Annotated in this window: 5 protein-coding genes; 1 reads left to right on the top strand and 4 read right to left on the bottom strand. The window is 46.0% G+C overall.

Going from position 1 to position 3,867, the window contains the following annotated elements; all coding sequences use genetic code 11:
- A partial coding sequence (locus tag IQR33_RS24860) for a LysR family transcriptional regulator (RefSeq protein ID WP_193844156.1) occupies positions 1-686 on the bottom strand: 686 nt, incomplete at its 3' end.
- A 155-nt stretch (positions 687-841) separates the two neighbouring features.
- Complete coding sequence (locus IQR33_RS24855) at positions 842-2,050, bottom strand: MFS transporter (RefSeq protein WP_017635140.1); 1,209 nt, start codon at positions 2,048-2,050, stop codon at positions 842-844.
- Positions 2,051-2,251: 201 nt separating this feature from the next.
- On the opposite strand from IQR33_RS24855, the gene soxR reads away from it, so the two are divergent.
- Positions 2,252-2,686: a redox-sensitive transcriptional activator SoxR gene (gene soxR / locus IQR33_RS24850; protein ID WP_005373898.1), complete on the top strand. Its 435-nt coding sequence runs from the start codon at positions 2,252-2,254 to the stop codon at positions 2,684-2,686.
- A 9-nt stretch (positions 2,687-2,695) separates the two neighbouring features.
- Here soxR and IQR33_RS24845 read toward each other — a convergent pair whose 3' ends face one another.
- Entirely contained in the window at positions 2,696-3,091 is a 396-nt protein-coding gene (locus tag IQR33_RS24845; RefSeq protein WP_005373896.1) for a DUF2391 family protein, read from the bottom strand.
- Positions 3,092-3,104: 13 nt separating this feature from the next.
- A partial coding sequence (locus tag IQR33_RS24840; protein ID WP_228010162.1) for a tetratricopeptide repeat protein occupies positions 3,105-3,867 on the bottom strand: 763 nt, incomplete at its 5' end.

Genomic DNA, 3,867 nt, shown 5'->3' with positions numbered 1-3,867 from the left:
TCAGCCGCCGCGGAGTAGCTGCGGACGGTAATGGCATGTTGATAATGCTCGTCACGCGCTGACAAGGTTTGATGTAACAGCAAGCCCAGAGGGTCTCGGCTATCTAAACCGATAATGGGTAAATCGTGACTGATGAGTTCTTCTAAAATGACGGTTTTTTCTGCGGGTATCGCTGCGCTTTTAGGAGCGATCAGTGCTAAGTTTTCTTTCAATAACACGTGCCCCATGATCGCTGGTGGTGTTTCTTCACCGAACGCAATGGCGACATCCAGTTCATGTTTCAGTAATCCTGAGCACAGCTCATCGCGATTGGCCGTTAATAGCTCAAAGGAGATGCCGTGCTCTTTCGACAACAACGCGACAGTCGGCGCTAACAAGTGCGCGGCCAAAACAGGCGGGGCACCGACTCGTAAATGTTGAGTTCCCTGTTTGACTTTGTTGGTCAGAGAGCGAAATTGTCCGAGTTGTTGATAGACTTTTTCAGCCTCTGGCAATAAGGCTTTGGCTTCTTGAGTGGGAACGAGACGGCCCTTTACACGCTCAAATAAAGCGAAGCTCAGTTGTTGTTCTGTATGGGCGAGAACTCGAGTGACATTAGGTTGGGAAACGTGCAGTAAGCGAGCCGCGCCTGACACCGTTCCTGCTTGCATAATGGCGTAAAAGACTTCTAATTGCCTTAAGTTCACTGCGATTTCCCCCTGCTCATGTTGGTCACTTCAGAATACCCAACCTTGCTGATAAGCGATAGAGGCAAAAGTGCTGGCGTAAAAAAATAGGAAGACGATGTTGGTTGCCTTCCTATCTCGCTTTTTCAATTTCTCAACTTCTCAATTTCTATGCTTCACTTTGCTGCTGCATGAAGGGGCAGGTCGTTAAACGGCTCGACGTCTCGACTGAGTAATCCCATCAAAATCACTGCTAACACCATGACAGCAGCTGCGATTGCAAAACCGTATTGTGTTAGTTCGTAATGACTCAACATTGCAATCAGGACGTAACTGAGAGATTGAATGGTGGTGGCAAACATGCTGATGCCGCCATCGACGCGACCTCGTTGATGAACCGCTACGGTGTGATGCATCCAGTTGACTCTCGCAATGCGATTTAGCGCGTTAAATACGCCAAACAGCGCCGTAAACAATAAGATGGTCAGCGGGCTCATCGCAAAACTCATCCCGATAAGCGCAAAAGATACCATAACCATCGAAGCGAACATAATGTGGCTATGGGAGGCACGGCTTAGCACTTTGGTGACAATAAAGCCGGTTAGCAACGAACCGAGGCCAAAACTGATGTTGAACCCTGCAAACCAATCGCCAGAGATGCCTTGTTCAGAAAACCAAATCGGCACCAGTTTGCTCAAATACGTCAATGCAGGATAAGAGAGGCAAGAGAGCAGAATAAAGCCATAAAATCGGGGTTCGAGACGGAATATTTGTTTGCTCTCTTTGAGTTGCGCGATGAAAGCAACGGATTTTGACGCCCTTAATTGTTGGGTATAAGGCGTCAGAATATAGAACATCGCTGCTAACGCAGAGGCGCTGGCCGCAAACAAAGCAAACTCTTTCATACCCCACATTTCAAGCAAAACAATACCCAACGCGCCAGCTCCGAGGGTTGTGGATTGCATTACAATTTCTTGCTGACCCGAAATTTTCGCATACTCATGGTGCTGATAATTTTCTTGGGTGAAGGCGTTGTTGGTCGTCCATGCAAAATTACTCGAAACCCAATACACCAATTGCGCAAAAGCCAGCAACCAGTGTGACTCAAACCCTAACCAATAAGCAATGAACACCACCAAAGCCATACCCGATTGAATCCATTGATTGAGCACGAGTAGTACTTTGCGTGAATGTCGGTCAATTAAAGTGGAAAAGAAAGGCGTTGCTAGAAAAGAAATCGCGGTGCAGCTCAGAGAAACTAAAGCTACGAAAGTGCCCATGTTAGGTTCGGAAAGCATGACCCATGGCAGCGCCATCATGAATAAGCCAGAGGAGATACTGTCGAAGAAGCGGCCAGCTAAGTACGGCTGAGTTTTATTTTTCATTATGTTTGCCTCTAACTCCCGATGGATTTCAAAAGGTTGATGTCCAACTGTCTTGTGGTTAACAACCAAGTCGTTCGCGCTGAATACATTATCTTGAGATCGCCGGGGTTTAGCGTTAATTAAGATGGTGCAACTTTAAAACCTCAAGTAAACTTGAGGTAAAGCATTTTTTTAACAAAATTGATACGCAGGGAGTCAAGGATGGAAATCAGCGTAGGAGAAGTGGCAAAACGTTCTGGAGTGAAAGTATCTGCCCTACATTTTTACGAGCAAAAAGGACTGATTTCGAGCTGGAGAAATCAAGGTAATCAGCGTCGCTACCATCGCAGTGTGTTGCGCCGTGTTGCGGTGATCAAAGCAGCGCAGCAAGTTGGGTTGTCGTTAGAAGAAATTAAACATGCGTTAGATGAACTGCCGAAACACCAAGCCCCTAACAAAGCGCAATGGGAAGAAATGGCAAGCCATTGGCATGAACAGTTAGAACAAAAGATTCAAAAACTTAAAGCGTTGCAAAACGATTTAGGCGGATGCATTGGCTGCGGGTGCTTGTCGTTAGAAACCTGCGCACTTCGAAACCCAGAAGATGTATTAGGGAAAGACCACTCGGGGTCGAACTTAACGTTAGAAGAAGAGTAGCGATTATCTCTATTCTTTGTCGAAACTGTCGACTACGATCGCGCCCATCGAAGCAGGCATTGTGATGACGATAACGCGTTTTATCGCAACCAAAGGCTCATTCATGAGTGGCAGTTTATCAAGACAGAAAAGTACTAACGCTACCACAACGGCCGCAATGAGGTACGCGATAACCACACGAAAAATAAAGATGGATACGCGATTCTTGATGTGGCTTTGAAACACGCTTTGATACGCGAAAAAACTGAGGAAAATGACAGAAAGACTTAACAGCATGAGCAAGTTTGCCATTGGTAGGCTCTCACCCAATCGCCACGCTTCCTCCGAAAATGAGATCGGGACTGCTAGGGCAAAAGCGCCAACCAATACTTGGCTAGCGTCTTCTAGATTAAAGTGGCTGCTCATGCTGTTTATTCCATTATTCGCTTGCTAGATGTAAGAGCTTTTCAAAACGCTCATTACCGTGCAGCAATTCGAGGTCTCGTTCTTCGGCAAGTAAATCACGAATGGATGGGCTGTATTCAATTGCGCGTTCCAAGTCTTCAATAGCTTGCTCTTCGATACCAAGGCGAGAGTATGCACACGCGCGTTGATACAGTGCAGGGCCGTTGGTGTAATCGACTTCAAGTACGCGGTTACAAATGCTAAGTGCCCAATGGTATTCGTTGATTTCCATCGCTGCGTCGGCTTTGTAAGTCAACGCTTCTAAATCACCTGGACGAATTAATAAGATTTCATCATAGATCTCAATACGTTGTTCTGGAGTTTGAGAGCTTTGTGCACGTAGCCATAAGTTATGGATCTCGTTGATTTTCTCAATCTCTTTGTTGTTTTCGCTGATAATGCGAGTTTTGCGTTTTAAATCTCGCTCAAGGGCGACAAACTTTTTCTCGTATTCTTGGGCGATCTTCTCCAATCGTTTATCAGCCATCTCTTTGGTGTTGTGTTTAAACTCGCGCAGAGATTGCCATCCGACAAAGGCAATCAGCGATGCGACACCAGCAATGATGTAGAAGAAGTATGTAACGGTCACGTTGGCATAGTTCAACGATTTATCTGCGACCGTTAGCTCGCGATCGGTGATCTCTGTGATCATTCGCTTTTCTAGGCTTTGATAGTCCTGACGCAGCGCTTTTAGTTCATCTAAAATATAGCGTTCCATTAATGGTCTATCTAACAGA

Origin of the sequence: Vibrio sp. OPT46 (genome assembly GCF_015163535.1) — a bacterium.
In the GTDB taxonomy this organism is placed as follows: domain Bacteria; phylum Pseudomonadota; class Gammaproteobacteria; order Enterobacterales; family Vibrionaceae; genus Vibrio; species Vibrio alginolyticus.
The sequence above is the reverse complement of the archived record's forward strand: the minus strand, read 5'-3'. Positions and strand labels throughout refer to the sequence as shown.